Origin of the sequence: Streptomyces violaceusniger Tu 4113 (assembly GCF_000147815.2) — a bacterium.
In the GTDB taxonomy this organism is placed as follows: domain Bacteria; phylum Actinomycetota; class Actinomycetes; order Streptomycetales; family Streptomycetaceae; genus Streptomyces; species Streptomyces violaceusniger_A.
In genome coordinates, this window is sequence record NC_015957.1 from 8,269,292 (window position 1) to 8,292,316 (window position 23,025).

Sequence of the window (23,025 nt, forward strand, 5' to 3'; positions counted from 1 at the left end):
CGGCCCACCGGGACCATGGCCCGGCGCCCGGCCGGCAACACCGAGCGGGGCCCGGACACCTGGGGAGGTGTCCGGGCCCCGCTCGTTTCGCCGGTCGCGTCGGCCGACTGGCCGGTTACTGGTTGGCGTTCTCGCCGCGGTAGTACTCGAAGACCCAGCCGAAGAGACCGATCATGACGATCGGGGCCGAGAAGAAGAGCAGCCACCAGCCGAAGATCACGCCCAGGAAGGCCAGGGCACCACCGACGGCCAGGGAGAGCGGCTGCCAGCTATGCGGGGAGAAGAATCCCAGCTCACCGGCGTCGTCCGCGACATCCGCGTCCTTGTTGTCCTGCGCCCCGACGTCCACCCGGCGCGCCGTGAAGGCCAGGTAGAAGCCGATCATGATGCTCAGCCCGAAGGCCAGGAAGAGCGCGGTGGTACCGGCCGGCTCCTTCGACCACACGCCATAGACGATCGCCATGACGAGGACGAAGACGGCCAGCCAGATGAACATCCGGCCTTGGACCTTCACTTGCCGGCCTCCTTACCACCCGCGAGGGCCTTGTCCTCGTCGGGCGCACCGTGGTTCTGGAGCTGGTCGAGCGCCGCGATCTCCGGGTGGTGCAGGTCGAACGCCGGGGATTCGGAGCGGATCCGCGGCAGGGTGAGGAAGTTGTGCCGCGGCGGCGGGCAGGAGGTCGCCCACTCCAGCGAACGTCCGTAGCCCCAGGGGTCGTCGACCTCGACCTTCTTGCCGTACTTGGCGGTCTTCCAGACGTTGTAGAGGAACGGCAGGATCGACAGGCCCAGCAGGAAGGAGCTGATGGTCGAGATGGTGTTCAGCGTGGTGATGCCGTCGGCCGCCAGGTAGTCGGCGTACCGGCGGGGCATGCCCTCGGCGCCCAGCCAGTGCTGCACCAGGAACGTGCCGTGGAAGCCCACGAACAGCGTCCAGAAGGTGATCTTGCCGAGCCGCTCGTCCAGCATCTTGCCGGTGAACTTGGGCCACCAGAAGTGGAATCCGGCGAACATCGCGAAGACCACGGTGCCGAACACCACGTAGTGGAAGTGGGCCACCACGAAGTACGAGTCGGAGACGTGGAAGTCCATCGGCGGCGACGCCAGGATCACACCGGTCAGACCACCGAAGGTGAAGGTGATCAGGAAGCCGATCGCCCAGAGCATCGGGGTCTCGAAGCTCAGCGACCCCTTCCACATCGTGCCGATCCAGTTGAAGAACTTGATACCGGTCGGCACCGCGATGAGGAACGTCATGAACGAGAAGAACGGCAACAACACTCCGCCGGTGACATACATGTGGTGCGCCCACACCGTCACCGAGAGACCGGCGATCGAAATCGTCGCGGCGATCAGGGAGATGTAACCGAACATCGGCTTCCGGGAGAAGACCGGAATGACCTCGGAAATGATGCCGAAGAACGGCAACGCGATGATGTACACCTCTGGATGGCCGAAGAACCAGAAGAGGTGTTGCCAGAGCAACGCGCCGCCATTGGCCGCGTCGAAGACATGTGCCCCGAATTTTCGGTCCGCCTCCAGGGCGAACAGCGCGGCGGCCAGCACCGGGAAGGCGAGCAGCACCAGCACCGCGGTCAGCAGCACGTTCCAGGTGAAGATCGGCATGCGGAACATCGTCATGCCCGGAGCGCGCATGCAGATGATCGTGGTGATGAAGTTGACCGCACCGAGGATCGTGCCGAAGCCGGAGAGGGCCAGACCCATGATCCACATGTCCGCGCCGACACCCGGCGAACGGACCGCGTCCGACAGCGGGGAGTAGGCGAACCAGCCGAAGTCGGCCGCGCCCTGCGGGGTCAGGAACCCGCCCACCGCGATCAGCGAGCCGAAGAGATACAGCCAGTACGCGAACATGTTCAGCCGCGGGAACGCCACATCGGGCGCACCGATCTGCAGCGGCATGATCCAGTTCGTGAAGCCCGCGAACAGCGGGGTGGCGAACATCAGCAGCATGATCGTGCCATGCATGGTGAACGCCTGGTTGAACTGCTCGTTCGACATGATCTGCGTGCCCGGACGGGCCAGCTCGGCGCGCATGAGGAGCGCCATCAGGCCGCCGATGCAGAAGAACGCGAACGACGTGACGAGGTAGAGCGTGCCGATCGTCTTGTGGTCGGTGGTGGTCAGCCACTTGACGACGACATTGCCCGGCTGCTTCCGACGCACCGGAATCTCCCGCTCTTGCGAAGCGGTCGTACCGGCACCCTGGGGTTCGTTGAGGATGCTCACTGGATCTTGGTCTCCGCGTTCTTGGCGGCGTCCGTCTGCTCAATGCCCGCCGGGATGTAGCCGGTCTGGCCCTTCTTCGCCAGGTCCTTGAGGTGCTGCTGGTAGCGCTCCGGCGACACGACCTTGACGTTGAAGAGCATCCGGGAGTGGTCGACGCCGCACAGCTCGGCGCACTTGCCCCTGAAGGTGCCCTCGCGGTTCGGGGTGACCTCGAAACGGTTGGTGTGACCCGGGATGACGTCCATCTTCATCAGGAAGGGGATCACCCAGAACGAGTGGATGACATCGCGGGAGGTCAGGATGAACTGGACCGACTCGCCCTTCGGCAGCCACAGGGTCGGACCCGGGTTGCCGGTCTGCGGGTTCCGCTCACCGGGGGTGCCGGCGTCGTAGACCCCCTCGGCGCCCTTGGGGACGGCGTTGAGCATGCGCTGGGGGATCGAGGAGATCTCCTTGGCTTCCTGCTTCGGACTGGCGGTGCTCCCGTCCACGTTCTCCATGTAGTTGAAGCCCCAGCTCCACTGATAGCCCACCACGTTGACCACGTGGTCGGGCTTCTTGGAGGTCTTGAGGAGCGCGTTCTCATCGCGTGCGGTGAAGTAGAACAACACCGAGACGATGATGATCGGGACCACGGTGTACAGCGCCTCGATCGGCATGTTGTACCGGGTCTGCGCGGGAACCTCGATCTTGGTCCTGCTGCGACGGTGGAAGATAACCGCCCAGATGATCAGGCCCCAGACCAGGACGCCCGTGGCGAGCGCTGCCGCCCACGAGCCCTGCCACAGGGAGAGGATCCGCGGCGCCTCCTCCGTGACGGGGGTAGGCATTCCAAGGCGGGGGAAGTCCTTTGATGTGCAACCGGTGGCGGTCACCAGGACCAAGCCCGCGGCCAGCGCCTGCAGCAGCTTCCGCCGCACCGGGCGCCGCGACGAGCGGTCGGAGCCGTTGGGACTCACGTAGCGCCTTCCCGAGAGTCTCGCCCGCGCGGTCGGCCGCGGCCGTCTTCTGGTCGGTCGCCGGCCCAGTGCGGGCAGGGGTTTGGATGTTTATGCGGACCAAACCCTACTGGACGCCATTTGGGGTCGCGCGGGGAGGGTGCCCAACGCGCCGGGGCGCTCCACGAAGGGGTGGAATCCCGGGCTCCGGCCGCGTTTTCCGGGCCGGTCCCACCCCGGCCACGGGCCCGGCCACGGGCCCGGCCACGGGCCCGGCCACGGGCCCGGCCACGGGCCCGGCCACGGGCCCGGCCACGGGCCCGGCCACCGCCGGGTGCGACCCCTGCCCCGGCCCCGGCATCGGCCCCGGTACGGCCCTCGACTCCGGCCCCGGCATCGGCCCCGGTACGACCCCGGCTCCGGCCCCGGCGCGGGCCCGGCTGCCGCCAAGTGCAACCCCTGCCCCCGCCCCGGCAACGGCCCCGGTACGACCCTCGCCCCCCGCCCCGGCATCGGCCCCGGTACGACCCCGGCTCCGGCCCCGGCGTCGGCGTCGGCCTCGGTGCGACCCCGGCCCCGGCATCGGCCCGGCACGGCCCTCGGCCCCCGCCCCGGCATCGGCCCCGGTACGACCTCGGCCCCGGCGTCGGCGTCGGCCTCGGTGCGACCCCGGCTCCCGCCCCGGCGCGGACCTGGCTCCGTTCACGGTGCGGCCCCGCTCCGGTCGCGGTGCAGCCCCGGCTCAGGTCCCGGCGTGGCCCCCGCTCCGACCCCGGCACGACCTCGCCTCCGGTCGCGGTGCGGACCCCGCTCCGGTCGCGGTGCGGACCTGGCTCCGGTCACGGTGCGGCCCCGCTCCGGTCGCGGTGCAGCCTCGCCTCAGGACCTGGCGTGGCCCCCGCTCCGACTCCGGCACGACCTCGCCTCCGGCCGCGGTGCGGCCCCCGCTCCGGTCGCGGTGTGGACCTGGCTCCGGTACCTGCACGTTCCCGGCTGCGGCGCCGGAGGTGCCCCTCGCGGGCCGTGCCCGTCCGTTTGCCTGCCCCGGCGACTAGCGTTCCGCATGTGCCCTACTTCGACACGGCCTCGTCCGCTCCCCTGCACCCCGTCGCCCGGCAGGCGCTCCTCGCCGCACTCGACGAGGGGTGGGCCGACCCCTCGCGCCTCTATCGGGAGGGGCGGCGGGCCCGGCTGCTGCTGGACGCCGCGCGGGAGGCGGCGGCCGAGGCCGTCGGGTGTCGCCCGGACGAGCTCGTCTTCACTCCTTCGGGGACACGCGCGGTGTACGACGGTATCGCGGGGGCGCTCGCGGGCCGGCGGCGCGCGGGCCGCCATCTGGTCGTCTCCGCCGTGGAGCACTCCTCGGTGCTGCACGCGGCGGCCGCGCATGAGCCGGACGGCTGCACGGTCACCGAGGTCCCGGTGGACCGTACGGGGCGGGTCGCGCCCGGTGCGTACGCGGCGGCCCTGCGGGAGGCCCCGGGCGGGGTGGCGCTGGCCTGTCTGCAGTCCGCCAACCATGAGGTCGGCACCCTGCAGCCGGTGGCCGAGGCGGGCGAGGAGTGCGCGGCGGCGGGCGTACCGCTGCTGGTGGACGCGGCGCAGTCGCTCGGCTGGGGCCCTACGGAGGGCAATTGGTCGCTCTTGACGGCAAGTGCCCACAAATGGGGCGGTCCTGCGGGGGTGGGGCTGCTCGCGGTGCGCAAGGGGGTGCGCTTCCGTACGGTCCCGCCCACCGACGAGCGCGAGTCGGGCCGCTCCCCCGGGTTCGAGAACCTCCCCGCCATCGTCGCCGCGGCCGCCTCGCTGCGGGCCGTACGGGCGGAGGCCACCGCGGAGGCGGAGCGGCTGCGCGGGCTGGTGGACCGGATCCGGGCGCGGGTGCCGGAGCTGGTCCCAGACGTCGAGGTGGTCGGCGATCCGGAGCGGCGGCTGCCGCATCTGGTGACCTTCTCTTGTCTCTATGTCGATGGAGAGGCGCTCCTCCATGAGCTGGACCGCGCGGAGTTCTCGGTCTCGTCCGGCTCCTCCTGCACCTCGTCCACGCTGACCCCGAGCCATGTGCTGCGGGCCATGGGGGTGCTGTCCGAGGGCAATGTCCGGGTCTCGCTTCCGCGCGGTACGGCCGAGGCGGAGGTGGACCGGTTCCTGGAGGTGCTGCCGGGGGTGGTGGCACAGGTGCGGGAGCACCTGGGTGCGCCGAACCTTGCCCAGGCCGCCGTCGCCCCGGACCCCGTGCCCGAGCCCGAGGTCGCGCTGGTGGTCGACTCGCTCGGCAAGCGGTGCCCGATCCCGGTGATCGAACTGGCCAAGGTGATCGGCGAGGTGCCGGTGGGCGGTGTGGTGGTGGTGCTGTCCGACGACGAGGCGGCCCGGCTGGACATCCCGGCCTGGTGCGAGATGCGGGGCCAGACCTACGAGGGCGAGCGGACGGCCGACCGGGGCGTGGCCTACCGGGTCCGCCGCCGCGCCTAGGCCCCGGCGGGGCCTATTGGGCGCTGGCGGGCCCAGGCGACCGCAGCGGAACCGGCGGGCAGCCAGGCGGGGCCCAGGGGACTGCAGCGGAACCGCGGGGAGCTACGACGAACCCGCGGGGCACCGGGCGGAATCCAGGGACTACAGCGAAGCCGCGGGCAGCCAGGCGGGGCCCAGAGGACTGCAGCGGAACCGCGGGCAGCTACGACGAACCCGCGGGGCACCGGGCGGAATCCAGGGACTACAGCGAAGCCGCGGGCAGCCAGGCGGAACCCAGGGGACCACAGCGGAGCCACGGGGAGCTACGACGAACCCGCGGGGCACCGGGCGGAATCCAGGGACTACAGCGAAGCCGCGGGCAGCCAGGCGGAACCCAGGGGACCACAGCGGAACCGCGGGCAGCTACGACGAAGTCGCGGGGAGCTTCGGCAGGGCGCGGGCGACTGCAACGGAGCCGCGCGGAGCCGCGGCAGGGCCCAAGGGCTACGGCGGATCCGTAGGAGCCACGGCCGCGGCGGGGCCCAGGGGGCGACAGCCCCCTGGGCGCCCAGCGGGGTTCAGGGGAGGTGGGGCGCGATCTCGCCCGCCGCCTCATCGCCGTACGCCTTGGTGAGGCGCTCCATGAAGTGGCCCCGGCGCAGCTCGTACTCCTGGGTGCCGACCGTCTCGATGACCAGCGTCGCCAGCATGCAGCCCACCTGGGCGGCGCGCTCGATCGAGAGGTTCCAGGACAGACCGGAGAGGAAGCCCGCGCGGAAGGCGTCGCCGACGCCGGTCGGGTCGGCCTTCTGGTCCTCCTCCGGGCAGCCGACGACGACGGGCTCCTCGCCCTCGCGGTCGATGCGCACGCCCTGCGCGCCCAGCGTGGTGACCCGGGTGCCGACCTTGGAGAGGATCTGCTCCGCGGTCCAGCCGGTCTTGGTCTCGATCAGCGCGGCCTCGTACTCATTGGTGAAGAGGTACTCCGCGCCGCCGATCAGCAGCCGGATGTCCTCCCCCTCCATACGGGCGAGCTGCTGGGAGGGGTCGGCGGCGAAGGGGATGCCGCGCGAGCGGCACTCCTCGGTGTGGCGGACCATGGCCTCCGGGTCGTCCGCGCTGATCAGCACGAGGTCGAGGCCGCCGGCGCGCTCCGCGACCGGCTGCAGCTCGATCTGGCGGGCCTCGCTCATGGCACCGGTGTAGAAGGACGCGATCTGGTTGTGATCGGCGTCCGTGGTGCAGACGAAGCGCGCGGTGTGCTTGACCTCGGAGATATGGACGGATGCGGTGTCCACACCGTGCCGGTCCAGCCAGGCGCGGTAGTCGGCGAAGTCCTCACCTGCCGCGCCGACCAGGATCGGGCTCAGGCCGAGCACGCCCATGCCGAAACAGATGTTGGGGCCGACTCCTCCACGGCGGACATCGAGGGTGTCCACCAGGAAGGAGAGGGAGACCGTATGCAGCTGATCGGCGACCAGCTGATCGGCGAATCGGCCGGGGAAGGACATCAGATGGTCGGTGGCGATGGAGCCGGTTACGGCAATACGCACGGAGTCGCTCCTGCGGGGGCGGAGAGATCGGACGCTTCACGCTATCTGCTCAGCCCCGTCCATACGAACGGAAGAAACTACCCAATAGTAGGGCTTTCTTCACCGACACCCGCTGAATACGGTGCGTGGACGGGGGTACGCGTCGGCGACCCCCATGGACCAGGAGGCATCATGCCCCAGCACCTCGGCCCCGCCCTTCCCGCCACCGGAGCCATCGAGCCCGAGTATCTGGAGGAGCTGCGCGGCGACGGTGCCCGGATGGCGCCGCACTGGGCGGTCACCGTATCGCCTCCCGCCAGGCATGTCTCACCGGTCGCCGCCTCCCGTATCCGGGGGATCAGCGTGCCCGCGGCATCGGCCGATCTGCTGGCCGGCATGTCGGACTACGGCGACTGAAGGAACCGGGCGCGCCCCGGCTCCGTCTCATCGGCATCTCCTCGCGAGGGATGGGACCGTAGAACGTGAGCGGAGCCAAAGGAGCGAAACGGTGAGCACCGAGGACACCGACACCCCGCAGACCCCCGACGACACCCCCCGGCCGCGCCGGCGCTCGCCGCTGGCCGTCGTTTCGGTGGCGGCCGCGGTGCTGGTCGCCGGAGGTGGCGGCGCCTACTGGGCCTCCACCGCGGCGGACGGCGGCACCCGTGGTCCGGGCGCGGCGGGCGAGGACGGAGCGCCCAAGCCACTCGCACTGGACGCCTACGCCACCCCGGGCGGTGAGCGAGGCGGGAATGAGGGCATCGCGCCCGGTGAGCCCGATCCACACGGCGGCCGCTACGTCGTCATGGGCAAGCTGCCGGACGGGCCGAAGGAGGCCCCGGTCTATCTGACCGACCCGAAGGTCACCAAGGCCGATGTGGCGCGGCTGGCGAAGGCGCTGGACGTCTCCGGCAGCCCGCGCGCCGACCACGGGTACTGGAAGGTCGGCGGCACCCCGGACGCGAGCGGCCCGACGCTGCGGGTGAGCCAGACCGGACCGGGTAGCTGGTCGTACTCGCGCTATGGGTCGCCGGGCGGTACGTCCTGCGTCCACCCGGACGGGAAGCCGGACGCGGAGAAGGCCGACCGGACCGACAAGGGCGACGGGGCGGACAAGCCCGACAAGAGCTGCCCGTCCTACCGCGACGGCGACAAGCGCGGTGACAACGGCGCCGCCGAGGGCCGCGAGGCGGCCGTGTCCGAGGAGAAGGCCGAGCGCGCCGCCGAGCCGGTGCTGAAGTCGCTCGGGCTGTCGGACGCGAAGCTGGACGCGAGTGGCCTCTACGGCGCCGTGCGGATGGTGAACGCCGATCCGAAGGTGGGCGATCTGCCCACCTACGGCTGGGGGACCAGTCTGCAGGTCGGCGCCGACGGCCAGTTGGTCGGCGGCAGCGGCACGCTGGCGAAGCCCAAGGAGGACGACACCTATCCGGTGCTCAGCGCGGAACAGGCGCTGGAGCGGCTCAACTCGACGTCGGCCAAGGGCGATGGCCCGTCGGGCAAGGTGAACGTGCGCAAGGTGACGTTCGGCCTCGCCTCGCACATGGTGGACGGCCGGCGGGCGCTGGTGCCGTCGTGGATCTTCGAGACCAAGCCGACCGGGACCAACCGGGTGGCGGTCACCCTGCCCTACCCCGCGGTGAAGCCGGAGTTCATCAAGAAGGCCAAGGAGCCGGGCCACTCCCCGTCGACCCGGCCGGGCAAGGGCGAGCGGACCTCCAAGCCGGATGACATCACCTCGTACAGCGTGGACGACAAGACCCTGGCGCTGCGCTTCTGGGGCGGTGTCTGCAACACCTACTCGGTCTCCGCGAAGGAGACCTCGAAGCAGGTGACGCTGGAGCTCAAGAGCAAGCCGACCCATCCGGGGCGGGCCTGCATCCTCATCGCCAAGCAACTGGACCGGAAGGTGACGCTGAAGGAGCCGCTGGACGGCCGGAAGGTCGTGGACGGGGCCACCGGTGAGACGGTGCCGCTGCGGAAGTGAGCAGGCCGCGAGAGCTGCGGCAGGACAGGCGGAAGGGGGCGGGCCCGGTGGGCCCGCCCCCTTCCGTTTCGCTGTTTTCCGCCGTGCCGGGGGCTCAGCTGAAGGAGTCGCCGCAGGCGCAGGAGCCCGTGGCGTTCGGGTTGTCGATGGTGAAGCCCTGCTTCTCGATGGTGTCGACGAAGTCGATCGAGGCACCGCCCAGGTACGGGGCGCTCATGCGGTCGGTCACGACCTTGACGCCGCCGAAGTCCTTGACGACGTCGCCGTCGAGCGAGCGCTCGTCGAAGAAGAGCTGGTAGCGCAGGCCGGAGCAGCCGCCGGGCTGGACGGCGACGCGCAGCGCGAGGTCGTCGCGGCCCTCCTGCTCCAGCAGGCTCTTGACCTTCGACGCGGCGGTGTCGGACAGGATGATGCCCTCGCTCGCGGTGGTCTCGTCCTGAACGGTCATCTGCTTCTCTCCCGGGTCGTACGGACTACTTGCCGTTGGAACCAACCAATGGCGCCCCGGATTCATTCCGGGCCCAGCGCTTATCTCCTGTTGCCCTTCATGCTCGCATACGGGTGGGCGCACCGGAATGCGTCACATCGACACAATGCCTCTCGTCAAAGTGACGTGAAGCGGCTATGATAGATAGCGTCATTCTGACGATTAGGGTTCCCAGCGAAGAAAGAAGGGTGCGTGACGTGACCACCGCCCAGCCCCTCGATGTGCAGCCGACCCCGCTCGCTCTGCTGCTTCTCGGCCGGGAGGCCGACCCCCGCAGTGAGCGCGGCGTGGAGTGCCCGGGAGACCTTCCGGCGCCCTCCGACCCGGATCTGGTGGCACGCGCCCGCACGGCCAAGGAGAAGCTCGGGGACAAGGTCTTCGTCCTCGGTCACCACTACCAGCGCGACGAGGTCATCGAGTTCGCTGATGTCACCGGTGACTCCTTCAAGCTCGCCCGGGACGCGGCCGCGCGGCCGGACGCCGAGTACATCGTCTTCTGCGGTGTGCACTTCATGGCCGAGTCCGCCGACATCCTCACCACCGAGGCCCAGCAGGTCGTCCTCCCCGATCTGGCGGCCGGCTGCTCGATGGCCGACATGGCCACGGCCGAGCAGGTCGCCGAGTGCTGGGAGGTGCTGACCGACGCGGGCGTCGCGGAGGCGACGGTGCCCGTCTCGTACATGAACTCCTCGGCCGACATCAAGGCGTTCACCGGCAAGCACGGCGGCACGATCTGCACCTCCTCCAATGCCGAGCGGGCGCTGGAGTGGGCGTTCCAGCAGGGCCAGAAGGTGCTGTTCCTGCCCGATCAGCATCTCGGGCGCAATACGGCGGTCCGCGACATGGGCATGTCGCTGGAGGACTGCGTCGTCTACAACCCCCACAAGCCGAACGGCGGACTCACCCCCGAGCAACTGCGCGCCGCGACGATGATCCTGTGGCGCGGCCACTGCTCGGTGCACGGCCGCTTCTCGCTGGACTCGGTCAACGATGTGCGCGAGCGGATACCGGGTGTGAACGTGCTGGTGCACCCCGAGTGCAAGCACGAGGTCGTGGCGGCGGCCGACTACGTGGGCTCGACCGAATACATCATCAAGGCCCTGGAAGCCGCCCCCGCCGGTTCGAAGTGGGCGATCGGCACCGAGCTGAATCTCGTACGGCGCCTGGCCAATCGTTTCGCCGACCAGGGCAAGGAGATCGTCTTCCTCGACAAGACGGTCTGCTTCTGCTCGACCATGAACCGGATCGATCTGCCGCATCTGGTCTGGGCGCTGGAGTCGCTGGTGGCCGGCAAGGTGGTCAACCGCATCCAGGTCGACCAGGAGACGGAGCACTTCGCCAAGCTGGCCCTGGAGCGGATGCTGGCGCTGCCGTAGGCAGCGTTGTTCGGCGATGGGGGCGGGGCGCACGATCGTGGCGCCTGCGGCGGGCTGCTTCCCCCTCACCGCCCCTTCCCGAAACTGGGGCTCTGCCCCGGACCCCGGAGTCTGGGGCAGAGCCCCGGTTTCGGGGGCTGGGGCAGAGCCCCTGTCCGGAGCCTGGGGCAGACCCCGTCCGAGGCCCGGGCCAGACTCCCGTCCGGGGCCCGGGGCAGAGCCCCGTCCGGGGCCTGGGGCGGAGCCCCGTCCGGGGCCCGGGGCAGAGCCTCGGACCGGGGCCTGGGGCGGAGCCCCGTCCGGGGCCCGGGGCAGAGCCTCGGACCGGGGCCTGGGGCGGAGCCCCAGTTTCGGGAAGGGGCGGGGAGGGGAGAGGCCCGCCGGGCGCCCCCCTAGGCGCCCGCGCGGACCAGCCCCGTCTCGTAGGCGATCACCACGAGCTGGGCGCGATCGCGGGCGCCCAGCTTGGCCATCGCGCGGTTGACATGCGTCTTGACCGTGAGCGGGCTGACCTCCAGCCGGGCGGCGATCTCGTCGTTGGACAGCCCGCCCCCGACCTGGACCAGGACCTCCCGCTCGCGGACGGTGAGGGCGTCCAGCCGTGCGGCGTCGTAGGCGCCCTCGTCGCCGCTCCCGTCGCCCTGGGCCAGGAAGCGGGCGATCAGCCCCTTGGTCGCCACCGGGGACAGCAGCGCCTCGCCCGCGGCCGCGATGCGGATCGCCGCGAGCAGCTCATCGGGTTCGGCGCCCTTGCCGAGGAAGCCGCTGGCCCCCGCCCGCAGCGAGTCCACCACGTACTCGTCGACCTCGAAGGTCGTCAGCATGACCACCCGGACGTCCGCCAACCGCGGATCCTCGGTGATCATGCGGGTCGCGGCCAGCCCGTCCGTACCGGGCATGCGGATGTCCATCAGGACGACATCGGCGCCCCGGGTACGGGCGATCTCCACCGCCTGCGCGCCGTCGGACGCCTCCCCCACCACCTCCATGTCCGCCTCGGAGTCCACCAGGACGCGGAACGCGCTGCGCAGCAGCGCCTGATCGTCCGCGAGCAGTACCTTGATCGTCATCAGTCCCCTCCCCTACGCGGCTGCAGAGGAAGTCTCACCCGCACGCGGAAACCGCCCTCGGGCAGGGGTGCCGCCTCGCAGCTTCCGCGCAGCGCGGCCACCCGCTCGCGCATGCCCAGCAGGCCGTGTCCGCCGCCGCCGGTCTCCTCCCCGGGCGCCGGGGGCTCCCCCTCCGGTCCCTCGGGCCGCGTCCCGGCCCCGTCGTCCTCGACCGTGACCTCCAGGGCGCTCCCGGCAGCGCCGCCGACACGGACGATGCGGATCTCGGCCGTGGCCCCGGGCCCGGCGTGCTTGTGCACGTTGGTCAGCGCCTCCTGGACGACCCGGTAGGCGGTCAGATCCACCGAGCCCGGCAGCGGGCCCAGCGCCTCCGGCGGCTGCGCCCGGACCCGGACCCGCATCCCGGCCCGTACGAAGCCGTCCACGAGCTGGTCCAGGACGGCGAGGCCGGGTGCCGGTTCGGTGGGGGCGGCGGGGTCGCCGTACTGCCGCAGCAGGCCGACCGTGGCGCGCAGCTCCTCCAGCGCCGAGCGGCTCGCCTGCCGTACGTGGGCGAGCGCCTCCTTGGCCTGGTCCGGGCGGTTGTCCATGACGTGGGAGGCGACCCCGGCCTGGACATTGACCAGCGCGATGTGATGGGCCACGACATCGTGCAGCTCACGGGCGATCCGCAGCCGCTCCTCGGCGACCCGGCGGCGCGCCTCCTCCTCACGGGTGCGCTCGGCGCGGACCGCCCGCTCCTCGATGGCGGCGATATACGCGCGCCGGCTGCGCACCGCGTCGCCGGTGGCCGCGGCCAGTCCGGCCCAGGCGAACAGGCCCCAGTTCTCCTGCGAGTACCAGGGGTTGAGCGCGAAGAGCATCCCGGCCCCGGTGAGCAGCACGGCCGTGGCGGCGCCGAGCCGCCACGTGGTGGGGCGGTCGGTGCGGGTCGCGGCGGTGTAGAGCGCCACCACGACCCCGAACACGATCGAGGTGCGCGGCGGGCCCTCGTCGTTGGTGACGATCTCGACGAGGGTCAGGGCGACGGTGAAGGCGAGCACCCCGCGGGGCAGATCGCGGCGGAACACCAGCGAGGCGGCGGCAAGGACTGCCAGCAGGACGAAGAAGGGGCCCAGCGGCTGGTGGCGCATGCGCGGACCGGCCACCGCGCCGATCAGGATCAGCGCGAGGACCCCGATCGCCACCAGGGTGTCCAGGGCGCGGGGGTGGGCACACAGCCAGCGGTGCGGACGGGCCAGACCCGGCCCGACGGCGAGGGGAGTCACGGAATCCAACGGTAAGGGGCCACCGCGGGCCGCCCGGCTTGCTGGGCGGCCCGTACCCGGCCGGTGAAGGGAGGCACGACCTGTGCTGGAGTGTGGTCCGGGGGTCCGCCGCACTAGCCCGGAATGAGGCCGTCGTCCTTGAGCATCGCCTTGACTTCCTCGAGGGTCGCCTCCGCCGCGGGGAGGATCAGCTCGGACGGCTGGAGCGCGTCGTCGGGCAGGGGCTCACCGGCCGAGCGCACCGCGTCCAGCAGCGCGCCCAGGGTCTTCCGGAAGCCCTCGTGATCGCCGCCCTCGATCTCGGCGAGCAGCTCGTCGTCCAGCCTGTTCAGTCCGGGCAGATGGCTTTCGGCCACCCGCACCTGGCCCTCCCCCATGATCCGTACGATCATGACGACCTCCTTGGAGACCTCGCCCAGGCGGGACGCGGGCTACTGCTTGTCGAACTTGTGCGAGGCCTGGGACTGCTGGCCCTCGTCCGTCTTGCCGCCCTCGATCGCCTGCTGCGGGCTGCCGCCGGCCAGCTCGGCCTTCATCCGCTGCAGCTCCAGCTCCACGTCCGTACCGCCGGAGATCCGGTCGAGCTCGGCCGCGATGTCGTCCTTGGCCATACCGGACTGGTCGTCCAGGGCGCCGGAGGCCAACAGCTCGTCGATCGCGCCCGCGCGGGCCTGCAACTGCGCCGTCTTGTCCTCGGCACGCTGGATCGCCATACCGACGTCGCCCATCTCCTCGGAGATGCCGGAGAACGCCTCGCCGATACGGGTCTGCGCCTGGGCCGCGGTGTAGGTGGCCTTGATGGTCTCCTTACGCGTGCGGAAGGCGTCGACCTTGGCCTGCAGCCGCTGGGCGGCCAGGGTCAGCTTCTCCTCCTCGCCCTGCAGCGTCTGGTGCTGGGTCTCCAGATCGGTGACCTGCTGCTGCAGCGAGGCGCGGCGGGAGAGCGCCTCGCGGGCCAGGTCCTCCCGGCCGAGCGCGAGCGCCTTGCGCCCCTGGTCCTCCAGCTTGGTGGACTGCCCCTGCAACTGGTTGAGCTGCAGCTCGAGACGCTTGCGCGAGGTCGCCACGTCGGCAACGCCACGCCGCACCTTCTGGAGCAGCTCAAGCTGTTTCTGGTACGAGTAGTCAAGGGTCTCGCGCGGGTCCTCGGCCCGGTCCAGGGCCTTGTTGGCCTTCGCGCGGAAGATCATCCCCATACGCTTCATGACACCGCTCATGGGCCTCGCGCGCCCCCTTCTGACGGACGTGTGACTCCGGCACTCCAACAGACCCAGCCTACGGGGCCTGCTTCCATTACCGCACTGTTCGAGCCCGCTCGCGCTCCTCCTGCAGGACGATCAGACAGCCGGAGCCTCCGGCGCAAGGAGGAGTGTGTCCCCTGTGTCCCGATACGGCGGGACTCCGTTGCCTGATCGTTCCCCCTGAGGCTGGGGCGCGCACTCCGCAACCCGTACCCTTGGCCCTGTGTTCCGAAGCCGTTCCAAGGATGAGCAGGCCGCAACCACCAAGGTGACCGCGGACCAGCCGCAGCAGACCCGTGACCCGCAGGCGCCGAAGGGCCGCCCCACTCCCAAGCGGAGCGAGGCCCAGACGCAGCGCCGCAGCCTGGCGAAGACGCCGGCCAACCGCAAGGACGCCTCCAAGCGTGCGCGCGAAGCCCGCCGCGCCGACCTGGCCAAGCAGCGCGAGGCGCTGGCCGGGGGCGACGAGCGGTATCTGCCGGCCCGCGACAAGGGTCCGGTGCGGCGCTTCGCCCGCGACTTCGTGGACTCGCGGTTCTCCGTCGCCGAGTACTTCCTGCCGCTCGCCGTGGTCATCCTGATCCTGAGCATGATCCAGGCCGGGGCCATGCAGAGCTATGTGCTGCTGCTGTGGATGGTGGTCATCGTCCTGATCGTGATCAACTCCATCTTCTTCGGCTTCCAGCTCAAGCGGCAGCTCCGCCAGCGCTTCCCCGACGAGAATCTGCGCGGCGCGGTGGCGTACGCCCTGATGCGCACCCTCCAGATGCGCCGACTGCGGCTGCCCAAGCCGCAGGTCAAGCGCGGAGAGCGGCCCTGAGCGGCAGACCCTCCGGCTTCACCGGCGGGGCGCCCGGCTGGCTGAGCCACCTCGGGGGCCTGCGGAACACCGTCCGGCAGGCGCTGGTCGCCCGCCAGCTCGATGAGCAGATCACCGCCCGCTTCCCGGTGGGACAGCGGCTGCGGGTGCTCGACGTGGGCGTCGGCCAGGGCACCCAGGCCCTGCGGCTGGCCCGCGCGGGCCATGAGGTCACCGGGCTGGAGTCCGACCCCACCATGCTGCAGACGGCCCGCACCGCGCTCGCCGACGAGCCCGAGGGCATCCGAAGACGCGTACGGCTCCTCATGGGCGACGGCCGGGAGACCGGGGCACACTTCCTGCCGGGCGCCTTCGACGTGGTGCTGTGCCACGGGGTGCTGATGTACCTGCCCGAACCGGATCCGCTGCTCGCCGGGCTGGCCCGGGTGCTGGCCCCCGGCGGTCTGCTCTCCCTGCTGGTGCGCAACGGTGACGCGCTGGCGATGCGGCCGGGGCTGGCCGGGGACTGGGACACGGCGCTGACCGCCTTCGACTCCCCCTCGTACACCAACCGGATCGGGCTGCCGGTGCGCGCCGACCGGCGTGAGGAGCTGACCGAGACCCTGACCGCGATCGGCGCGCCGCTGCGTGCCTGGTACGGCGTGCGGGTCTTCACCGACCTCGCCCCGGACGACGCCGAGCCGCCCGGCTCCCCGGAGTGGGAGCGGCTGCTGGCCGCCGAGGAGCGGGCCGGCCGCACGGATCCGTACCGCGCGGTGGCGGCGCTGCTGCATCTGTGCGGGGTACGCGGCTGATCCGGCGACGGGGTGGCGGTGTGTGCACCGCCACCCCGCGCGGGTCCTGCCCGGCGCGCCCGCCCGCACTTCGGCACGCCTGCCCTACTCGGTGCGTTTGCCTACTCTGCGCGTTGCCTACTCTGCGCGCTTGTCCGTCAGGCGCTTTGTCTACTCGCCGTGCAGGCTCATCGGGCCGTAGATCTTCGTACCGTCCTCGAAGAGCGTCACCTGCTCCGCGCCCCCTTCGAGGAGCGCCCGCCACTCCTCACCGATCCACGACTCCGCGTCCCCCTGGGTCGGGAACTCCTCCGGCTGCACCGCGGGCTTCGTCTCCGCCCCGTCGGACTTCTCGAACCGCCATGTCCACGCCATTCCAGCCTCCTCCATCCCGCCGGCCCACAGGTGATACCCGCCGGTCCACAGGTGATGTCTGCCCGCAGCCTAGGTGACTGATCACTCCGTACGGGGTGGCCCCGCGCGACCCGTGGGATCGGACGCGAGACGATCGGGGCGTGGAACTCACTCTTCTGGGCACCGGAGCCCCCGACGGGCTGCCGCGCCACGGCTGTCCCTGCGCCTCCTGTGCCGCCGCCGTCGGCGAGGAGGCGGGGGCCGCCACCTCGCTGCTGATCGACGGCGCGCTGCTGATCGACCTGACCCCGGGGGTCGCGTTCGCCGCCGCGCGGGCCGGCCACTCGCTGGCCGGCGTCCGGCAGGTGCTGCTCTCCCATCCGCACGCGGGCCCGGCCGTCGAGTTCCCGGCCGGGCTGCCGGCGCCGGGGCGGGTGCCGGACGGCCGCACGCTGTCCCTGATCAGCGGCCACCGGGTGCGGGCGGTCGCGCTGGACTCCCCCGGTACCGGCTACGAGGTCACCGGCCCCGACGGCACCCGGCTGCTGTACCTCCCGCCGGGCGGCGCCGCCGCGGGCCTCCCCGACCCGGCCGAGCCGTACGACATGGTGCTGCTCGACGTCCTGGGCCGCCCCGACGCCCTGGCCGCCCTGCGCGCCTCGGGCGCCGTCGGCGCCACCACCGACGTCCTGGCCGTCCATCTCGACCACACCACCCCGCCCGGCCGGGAGCTGCACCGCCGTTTGGCCACGGCGGGCGCGCGGGCGGTGCCGGACGGGCGGACGCTGATCGTCGGCGAGTACTCCGCGGTACCGGATCTGCCGCGCCGCACGCTGGTGCTGGGCGGCGCCCGGTCCGGTAAGTCCCTGGAGGCGGAACGGCGGCTGGCCGCCTTCCCCGACGTCCTGTACGTCGCCACGGGCGGCACCCGCGAAGGCGACCCCGAATGGGCCGCCCGCGTCGCCGCCCACCGCGAGCGCCGCCCCGGCTCCTGGCGCACCGCCGAGACCTGCGATCTGAGACCGCTGCTCGCCGAGGACGGCCCACCGCTGCTCATCGACTGCCTGGCGCTGTGGCTCACCGACGCGATGGACTCCGTGAACGCCTGGGACGACGAGAAGTGGGCGAACGGCGGCGAACGCGCCCTCCGCGAGCGGGTGTCCGCCCTCGTCGCCGGGGTCCGCGCCACCAGCCGTACGGTGGTCGCGGTGAGCAACGAGGTCGGCTCCGGCGTCGTCCCCGCGACCGCCTCCGGCCGCCGCTTCCGCGATGAACTGGGCCGGTTGAACGCGATGTTCGCCGAGGAGTGCGAGCAGGTGCTGCTGGTGGTGGCCGGGCAGGCGCTCCCCCTCCGGGGCTGAGCACGGGGAGCCGCCCGCCCGGATCCGGGGCCGCTGAGACCTCTACGGTGCCAGGAGCTGTCCCGCGGCGAGCGCCGCCGCCACCGCGCCTCCGGCCGCCACCGCCGAGGCGGCGAACAGCGGGATCCTCGGCACCCAGATGCGCAGCACCGCGGACCGGGAGGCCCGGTCCAGCAGCGCGTCACGCCCGCGCAACACGATCAGGCCGACGCTCATGAGGGTGAGCGCCATGCCGGCTCCGAAGGCGGCCACCATCGCCAGGGCGATGCCGGTTCTGCCGGTGAGCAGCCCGGTGAGCAGGACCAGGAAGGCGGACGGTGACGGCAGCAGACCGCCGGAGGTGCCGAGCACGACCAGACCTCGCCAGGTGAGCAGCGAGGGGGCGTCGGGGATGTGGTGGCTGTGCCCGTGCCGTTGATCGTGGCGATGTGCGTGACCGTGATCGTGATGCGAGTGACCGTGGTGCGCGTGATCGTGGTGCGCGTGATCGTGGTGCGCGTGATCGTGGTGGTGTGGGTGATGGTGCCCGCGGTGACGCAGATGCCGCCACAGCAGGCTCACCCCCACCCCCGCCACGGCGAGCCCGCACCGGCCTTGCATCCCATGGCGACCCGCCACTTGTCGTCCAGCGGGCTCTCCCCCGGCAGATAGCCGGACTTCGACTCCCACACCGGCTTCGAGGGATCGGCCGCGCCCGTGTCGTAGGCGCGGACGACACCGTCGCGTCCCGCGACATAGGCGATGTCGCCCCAGACGGCCGGGCTGGTGAGCGGGGCCGGCCCCGGCTCGCAGGCGCTGCTGCCGCCCAGCTTGGAATCCCAGGTCACCTCGCCCGTCTTCGGGTCGTGCCCGCGGGCTCCGGCGGCGGTGAAGGTCACCAGCTCAGCCGGGCCCGACGCGGGGTCGGTGAGCACGGGCGAGGAGTGGCTGTCGATGCCGCCCCCGGTGTCCTTCACCCAGAGCTGCTTGCAGCTCGCCAGGTCCATGGCGATGACCGTGTTGCTCGACGAGGAGTGCAGATAGGCGGTGTTGGAGCCGGGCTCGCGCACCGCCGTGCTGTGGGACTGCCCCCAGGAGGCCGCGGCGCCGAAGCCGCCGGGCAGCGGGGTGCCGGTCTTCGCGTCACGGCAGCGGATCGTGTCCCAGTCCTGGTAGACGGCCACGTCGCGGTCCTGTCCGGTGAGCGCGAAGACACTGACCGGTCCGCCGGCGCGGCCGTAGCGGCGCACCGTGTCGCCGTGCTTCTCCTCGCGGTCGATCGACATCCGGCCGACGCCGGTGGTCAGATACACCCGTCCGTCGTGCAGCGTCGGCACCGATTCGGCGTCGCCGTCCAGGTAGGTGCGCCAGATCTCCCGCCCGGAGGCGATGTCGTAGGCGAGCATCATGCTGTACGGCGAGTCGAAGGCGCGGGACGAGACGATCAGCTTGCCGTCCGCGACCACCGAGCCGTTCAGGTTGAACTGCTCGCCGGTGTGCCGGGCCCACTTCAGGTCGAGCTGGGCGCCCGGCTCGTCGGGGGCTCGCGGACCGCCCGGCCTCGTCGCCGCCCTGCCGCGGCCAGTTGTGCCCGGCCTCCGGCTGGGGGAGCCCGGAATCCGGTGCGACCTTGAAGGTGCTCTTCAGCGCGGGAAGCGCGGGGAACGCCTTGCCCCGGGTGTCGTCCACCTTCGTCTCGGCGGTGTAGGTGCCGGGCCGCAGCCCGTTCAGCGTGCCGCTCGCCCGGGTCCACGCCCCGCGTGCGTCGGGGCAGGGTTCGGGCTTGCCGCCCGGCGGGGTGTAGCAGTTCTCGATGCCGGGTTTGGCGGCTCCGTCTGCGAAGCGCAAGCCCGTGCGCCGCACCACATGTCCGCGACTGTCCCGTACGGTCAGCGAGGCCCGGCCGGGGGCGCGGCCGTCGTCCTCGGCGTACACCTCGACGGGGACTCCGGCGGTCGAGCCGTGCACGCTGCCCTGCGCGGGGCTGACCAGCGCGCTGTCGTCGTCGATGTCGAACTGCCGGTGGATACCGGTCACCTGGCCGGTGTCCTCGTTGCGGCCGGTGTGCGGATCATCCGTGATGCCGCTGAAGTCGAGCACCTTGTAGTCGGGGTGGGCGCCGTCGATTCCGTAGGTGCCCTGGTTGTTGATCTCGACGGAGCGCTTGAACGCGCCACGGCGGTATTCCGCCTGCTGGTTGTGGCCCGCGGCGACCATCCGCACGTCGTACTTGGCCAGCTCGTCGATGGTCGGCTGCATGCCCGCGCCGGGGCCCCACTGGGTGAACAGCGAGCGATGCGCGAAGACGAGCACCTGCTTGCCGACCGCGTGCTGGGCCAGGTCCCTGCGCAGCCAGTCCAACTGCGGCTTCAGCCCGCTCGCGTCATAGTTGTCCTCGAGGACGACGACGTGGCGGCCGTTGCGGTCGAAGCTGTACCACTCGGGAGCCATGTTGCGGCGGTAGTACTCCATGCTGCCGGCGTAGCCCTGCGAGGTGGCCGTGCCGCCGAAGTCGTGGTTGCCCATGACCGGGTAGAAGGCGTGGCCGAGCCGCCCCTGCTCCAACCCCTTGCTGAAGAGGTCGTACGCGCCCTGCCTGCGCGGCTCATCCCGTAGTCGGTGACCGTCAGGTCGCCGGTCGCGATCTGCATCGTGGCACCGTCGACCTCGGACATCGCCTGGACCTGCCCGGTCCATTGGGGCAGTGTCGTACCCGCCGCGCCGTCGGTGACGTTGCTGATCTCGGGGTCGGAGTTCATGACCCAGGTCTCGGTCGGATCGGCGGCGTGGCGGTCCGGCACCAGCGCGAAGTCGACGCCGCTGCCGCCGGTCTCGGGGACCTTGTGGAAGAACTCGGGGATGTAGTCCTTGCGCAGCACCGGCGTATAGCCGTCGGGCGAGACGATGCTGACGATGTCGGTCTCACGCCGGTTCGGATCGATGGTGAGGGAGTACGCACCGTCCGCGCCGGTCGTGGTCCACACGGCGCCGTCGGTGACGTCGACGCCGGCCATGGCCCGCTCCCCCTTGTCCCGCTTGCCGTTGCCGTTGCCGTCCTTGAAGACGGTGCCCTCGACGGTCGCGGTGTCCGGCGCCGGGTCGTCGGCGAGGGCGGCCTGGGGCACGAGGAAGGACAGCGCGACCGCGCTCGCGGCGGCGATCCGCCACCGGCGGCCGGTGCGCAGCAACCGCCGCGACACCCGCAGCAGGGTGGGCAGTCGCAGCGCGGCGAGTACGAGCACCAGACCGGCCGCCGAGGCGAAGGCGACGGTGAGCCAGGGGAAGCTGGGCAGGGCGTGCGCGCCCTCGGCGTCGACGAGCGGCGCATCGGCGGAGGCGTCGACCGCGGTGCCGTCGAACTCGACGACGACCTGGGTCAGTCCGCCCTGCTGGAGCAGGCGGCTCAGGTCGAGCGCGTTGACGTGGCAGCTCCACGCCAGCTCGATCACGACTCCGCCGGGCACCCCGCCGTCGTCACCGGGCACGCCGGAGCCGGTCGCCGGGCAGCCGGCCGGCAGCAGCCCGGTGGCCCAGGCTCCGGCCCGCTCCGGGGACACCAGGTCGCGATGGACTATCAGACGACCACTGGTGGCCTTGTCGCTTGTGGCGACGACCAGTTCGGCATGCTGGCGCGAAACATGCGCCGCAGCAGGCTGGGCACCGATGCCCAGCACAAGGAAGAGCAGTGCGAGACAGAGCCCGATCACCGCACGTATGTTTTTCATAAGGTGGGACGCTAAGCGGCACCCATCCGTTTTCAGCCAAGATCGGGCGGACTTCAGCGAGCGGACCCTAAGAGTTCAGCAACGAAGCGTCGCCCGGCCACGGCATTCCCATGACCCCGATCATGGCCTCGATCATGACCTCGATCATCCAGATGCGCCTTCGCCCGGTAGGGTTCCGCCCGTGAGCGGCCTGAATCTCGATGACTTCGTCGACCTGATCGAACGCCCCGACGGGGGCATCCGGCGTGACGCCGAGGAGCGCCGCGAGCGGCTCGCGGTGCCGCCGGGCGCGCTAGGGCGGCTGGACGAACTGGGCGAATGGCTCGCCGCCGCGCAGCAGCGGGTGCCCGTCAAGCCCGTCGAGCGGCCCCGCGTCATCCTCTTCGCCGGCGACCACGGCATCTCCGACCTCGGCGTCTCCGCCCGCCCCGCCAGGAGCGCCCACCGCCTGGTCCGCGCCGTGCTCGACGGCGAGAGCCCGGCCGCCATCCTCGCCGCCCGCCTCGGCGCGTCCGTCCAGGTCATCGACATGGCGCTGGACTGCGACCCCGAGGACCTCCCGGCGGAGGTCACCCGCCACCGCGTACGCCGCGGCTCCGGCCGGCTCGACGTCGAGGACGCGCTCACCCTGGACGAGGCCGAGCGGGCCTTCCGCACCGGGATGGCCATCGCCGACGAGGAGGCGGACTCCGGCACCGACCTTCTCGTCCTCGGTGACCTCAGCGTCGGCGGCACGACCGCGGCTGCCACGCTGATCGCCGCGCTGTGCGGTACGGACGCGTCCGTGGTCACCGGCCGCGGCGGGGCCGCCATCGACGACCTCGCCTGGATGCGCAAATGCGCCGCGATCCGCGACGGGCTGCGCCGGGCCCGCCCGGTGCTCGGCGATCAGCTCCAACTGCTGGCCACGGTCGGCGGTGCCGACCTCGCCGCGATCACCGGCTTCCTGCTGCAGAGCGCCGTACGCCGCACCCCTGTCATCCTCGACGGCGTCGTCTCGGCGGCCTGCGCACTGGTCGCCCAGCGGGTGGCGTTCCGCGCCCCGGACTGGTGGCTGGCCGGTCAGGCCAGCGGCGAGCCCGGCCAGGAGAAGGCCCTCGACCGCATCGCCCTCACGCCGCTGCTCGACCACGGCGTCACGGTCGGCGAGGGCACGGGCGCGCTGCTCGCCCTGCCGCTGGTACAGGCGGCGGCGGCGCTGCACGCGGAGCTCCCGGAGCGCGCGGAAGGCTCCGAGGGCTCGGGGCCCTCGGAGCACCCGGCGAACGACGAGGCCCCGGAGACCACCGGCTAGGGGCGTCCGGCGGATCCTTCCCCACCCCGCCCCTTCCCGATACCAGGGGCTCCGCCCCTGGACCCCGCCCCGCCACGCGGCGAAGCCGCACACCGATACCGCGAAAAGGCACGCGG

General features: G+C 71.7%; 22 protein-coding genes and 1 pseudogene. 9 read left to right on the plus strand and 14 right to left on the minus strand.

The genetic code is table 11. The features are described 5' to 3' along the window. Positions 1-115: 115 nt before the first annotated feature. From STRVI_RS33830 to ctaC, 3 genes are read right to left on the minus strand one after another with little or no spacing between them, the layout of a single operon-like run. Complete coding sequence (locus STRVI_RS33830) at positions 116-514, minus strand: cytochrome c oxidase subunit 4 (protein WP_014060075.1); 399 nt, start codon at positions 512-514, stop codon at positions 116-118. Beyond that, positions 511-2,250 (minus strand): aa3-type cytochrome oxidase subunit I, encoded by a 1,740-nt coding sequence (gene ctaD / locus STRVI_RS33835; protein WP_014060076.1) that lies wholly within the window; start codon positions 2,248-2,250, stop codon positions 511-513. Before ctaD ends, STRVI_RS33830 begins: the two co-directional genes overlap by 4 nt. Further along, positions 2,247-3,209: an aa3-type cytochrome oxidase subunit II gene (gene ctaC / locus STRVI_RS33840; protein WP_014060077.1), complete on the minus strand. Its 963-nt coding sequence runs from the start codon at positions 3,207-3,209 to the stop codon at positions 2,247-2,249. The genes ctaD and ctaC overlap by 4 nt, the downstream gene beginning before the upstream one ends. 1,044 nt (positions 3,210-4,253) lie before the next feature. On the opposite strand from ctaC, the gene STRVI_RS33845 reads away from it, so the two are divergent. Beyond that, positions 4,254-5,663, plus strand: coding sequence for a cysteine desulfurase/sulfurtransferase TusA family protein (locus tag STRVI_RS33845; RefSeq protein WP_043236957.1), 1,410 nt, complete (start codon positions 4,254-4,256; stop codon positions 5,661-5,663). 557 nt (positions 5,664-6,220) lie between these two features. Here STRVI_RS33845 and STRVI_RS33850 read toward each other — a convergent pair. Next, positions 6,221-7,195, minus strand: a complete 975-nt coding sequence (locus STRVI_RS33850) for a carbohydrate kinase family protein (RefSeq protein WP_014060080.1) — start codon at positions 7,193-7,195, stop codon at positions 6,221-6,223. Between the two features lie 171 nt (positions 7,196-7,366). Between STRVI_RS33850 and STRVI_RS33855 the strand changes: the two genes are divergently transcribed. Then, on the plus strand, positions 7,367-7,591 hold the full coding sequence (locus STRVI_RS33855) for a hypothetical protein (RefSeq protein WP_014060081.1): 225 nt from the start codon (positions 7,367-7,369) through the stop codon (positions 7,589-7,591). Positions 7,592-7,682: 91 nt separating this feature from the next. Beyond that, on the plus strand, positions 7,683-9,161 hold the full coding sequence (locus STRVI_RS33860) for a hypothetical protein (protein WP_014060082.1): 1,479 nt from the start codon (positions 7,683-7,685) through the stop codon (positions 9,159-9,161). A 94-nt stretch (positions 9,162-9,255) separates the two neighbouring features. On the opposite strand, the gene STRVI_RS33865 is transcribed toward STRVI_RS33860, so the two are convergent. Continuing rightward, positions 9,256-9,609, minus strand: a complete 354-nt coding sequence (locus tag STRVI_RS33865) for a HesB/IscA family protein (RefSeq protein WP_014060083.1) — start codon at positions 9,607-9,609, stop codon at positions 9,256-9,258. Between the two features lie 236 nt (positions 9,610-9,845). Here STRVI_RS33865 and nadA point away from each other — a divergent pair, with 236 nt between their 5' ends. Further along, positions 9,846-11,024: a quinolinate synthase NadA gene (gene nadA / locus STRVI_RS33870; RefSeq protein ID WP_014060084.1), complete on the plus strand. Its 1,179-nt coding sequence runs from the start codon at positions 9,846-9,848 to the stop codon at positions 11,022-11,024. Positions 11,025-11,416: 392 nt separating this feature from the next. Here nadA and STRVI_RS33875 read toward each other — a convergent pair whose 3' ends face one another. From STRVI_RS33875 to STRVI_RS33890, 4 genes are all read right to left on the minus strand, one after another. Continuing rightward, positions 11,417-12,094, minus strand: a complete 678-nt coding sequence (locus STRVI_RS33875; protein ID WP_014060085.1) for a response regulator transcription factor — start codon at positions 12,092-12,094, stop codon at positions 11,417-11,419. After that, complete coding sequence (locus STRVI_RS33880) at positions 12,094-13,371, minus strand: sensor histidine kinase (RefSeq protein WP_014060086.1); 1,278 nt, start codon at positions 13,369-13,371, stop codon at positions 12,094-12,096. Before STRVI_RS33880 ends, STRVI_RS33875 begins: the two co-directional genes overlap by 1 nt. A 104-nt stretch (positions 13,372-13,475) precedes the next feature. Then, positions 13,476-13,754, minus strand: coding sequence for a PspA-associated protein PspAA (gene pspAA / locus STRVI_RS33885; RefSeq protein ID WP_014060087.1), 279 nt, complete (start codon positions 13,752-13,754; stop codon positions 13,476-13,478). Between the two features lie 39 nt (positions 13,755-13,793). After that, entirely contained in the window at positions 13,794-14,567 is a 774-nt protein-coding gene (locus STRVI_RS33890) for a PspA/IM30 family protein (protein ID WP_014060088.1), read from the minus strand. Positions 14,568-14,826: 259 nt separating this feature from the next. Here STRVI_RS33890 and STRVI_RS33895 point away from each other — a divergent pair, with 259 nt between their 5' ends. Together STRVI_RS33895 and STRVI_RS33900 are read left to right on the plus strand one after the other, a co-directional pair. Continuing rightward, positions 14,827-15,423, plus strand: a complete 597-nt coding sequence (locus tag STRVI_RS33895; RefSeq protein ID WP_014060089.1) for a DUF3043 domain-containing protein — start codon at positions 14,827-14,829, stop codon at positions 15,421-15,423. Positions 15,424-15,464: 41 nt separating this feature from the next. Next, the gene (locus STRVI_RS33900) at positions 15,465-16,217 is read left to right on the plus strand and encodes a class I SAM-dependent methyltransferase (protein WP_078505858.1); all 753 of its coding nucleotides are present in this window, start codon (positions 15,465-15,467) and stop codon (positions 16,215-16,217) included. Between the two features lie 150 nt (positions 16,218-16,367). On the opposite strand, the gene STRVI_RS33905 is transcribed toward STRVI_RS33900, so the two are convergent. Continuing rightward, entirely contained in the window at positions 16,368-16,571 is a 204-nt protein-coding gene (locus tag STRVI_RS33905; RefSeq protein WP_014060091.1) for a hypothetical protein, read from the minus strand. A 140-nt stretch (positions 16,572-16,711) separates the two neighbouring features. On the opposite strand from STRVI_RS33905, the gene STRVI_RS33910 reads away from it, so the two are divergent. Further along, a complete protein-coding gene (locus STRVI_RS33910) occupies positions 16,712-17,911 on the plus strand; it encodes a bifunctional adenosylcobinamide kinase/adenosylcobinamide-phosphate guanylyltransferase (protein ID WP_014060092.1) in 1,200 nt (399 codons plus the stop codon). Between the two features lie 42 nt (positions 17,912-17,953). On the opposite strand, the gene STRVI_RS50230 is transcribed toward STRVI_RS33910, so the two are convergent. The 3 genes and pseudogenes from STRVI_RS50230 to STRVI_RS56205 form a co-directional block, all read right to left on the minus strand. After that, positions 17,954-18,262 carry a hypothetical protein gene (locus STRVI_RS50230; protein WP_208949194.1) on the minus strand — a complete coding sequence of 103 codons (309 nt, stop codon included), beginning with the start codon at positions 18,260-18,262 and terminating at the stop codon, positions 17,954-17,956. A 206-nt stretch (positions 18,263-18,468) separates the two neighbouring features. Further along, positions 18,469-19,074, minus strand: a complete 606-nt coding sequence (locus STRVI_RS53815) for a PQQ-binding-like beta-propeller repeat protein (RefSeq protein WP_208949195.1) — start codon at positions 19,072-19,074, stop codon at positions 18,469-18,471. 144 nt (positions 19,075-19,218) lie between these two features. Then, positions 19,219-19,356, minus strand: a pseudogene (locus tag STRVI_RS56205) (hypothetical protein); the annotation flags it as partial. Between the two features lie 386 nt (positions 19,357-19,742). Here STRVI_RS56205 and STRVI_RS56210 point away from each other — a divergent pair. Continuing rightward, entirely contained in the window at positions 19,743-19,997 is a 255-nt protein-coding gene (locus STRVI_RS56210) for a hypothetical protein (protein WP_353477060.1), read from the plus strand. Positions 19,998-20,259: 262 nt separating this feature from the next. Here the strand turns inward: STRVI_RS56210 and STRVI_RS55720 are convergent, their stop codons facing one another. Beyond that, a complete protein-coding gene (locus STRVI_RS55720) occupies positions 20,260-21,615 on the minus strand; it encodes a metallophosphoesterase N-terminal domain-containing protein (RefSeq protein ID WP_043236961.1) in 1,356 nt (451 codons plus the stop codon). A gap of 181 nt (positions 21,616-21,796) precedes the next feature. On the opposite strand from STRVI_RS55720, the gene cobT reads away from it, so the two are divergent. After that, positions 21,797-22,909, plus strand: a complete 1,113-nt coding sequence (gene cobT, locus STRVI_RS33930) for a nicotinate-nucleotide--dimethylbenzimidazole phosphoribosyltransferase (RefSeq protein WP_014060093.1) — start codon at positions 21,797-21,799, stop codon at positions 22,907-22,909. Positions 22,910-23,025 lie beyond the last annotated feature (116 nt).